1 tRNA gene is annotated in these 346 nt (G+C 53.5%); it reads left to right on the top strand.

Annotated features, from left to right (window positions below):
• Nucleotides 1–74: 74 nt before the first annotated feature.
• Nucleotides 75–147, top strand: a tRNA-His gene (locus tag NW856_RS10395).
• Nucleotides 148–346: the final 199 nt, after the last annotated feature.

Below are 346 nucleotides of genomic sequence, written 5' to 3'. Positions count from 1 at the left end.
TGTACTGCGAAGCAGTCAGGGTCGGGTAGTTTGCTCCCGTTTTTCCCATGCTAAGCTAGATAGCCAGAATCGCGGCGGGCGTAGCCAAGCGGTTAAGGCAGAGGATTGTGGATCCTCCATTCGTGGGTTCGAGTCCCATCGTCCGCCCTTGAGGGAAATCGCGAAAATCCAGTCAGGGCAAGGGCTGCAGAGGCCAGTCCATCTATCTAGACCCTGACAAACGAAAACAGACAACACCCTATCTGGACGCAAAAATCGTGAAGGTATTCGTCAAGGTGATCTGGAGCACCTGCCTCTCCCTCTCAAAACAAGCTCTGCTGTGGTCTTTCAGGTTAGGGTGAGCTTC

Source organism: Synechococcus sp. R3-13, from assembly GCF_047462195.1.
Taxonomy (GTDB): domain Bacteria; phylum Cyanobacteriota; class Cyanobacteriia; order Thermostichales; family Thermostichaceae; genus Thermostichus.
Note: the sequence above shows the minus strand (reverse complement) of the source record. Positions and strands in the feature narration are given on the sequence as shown.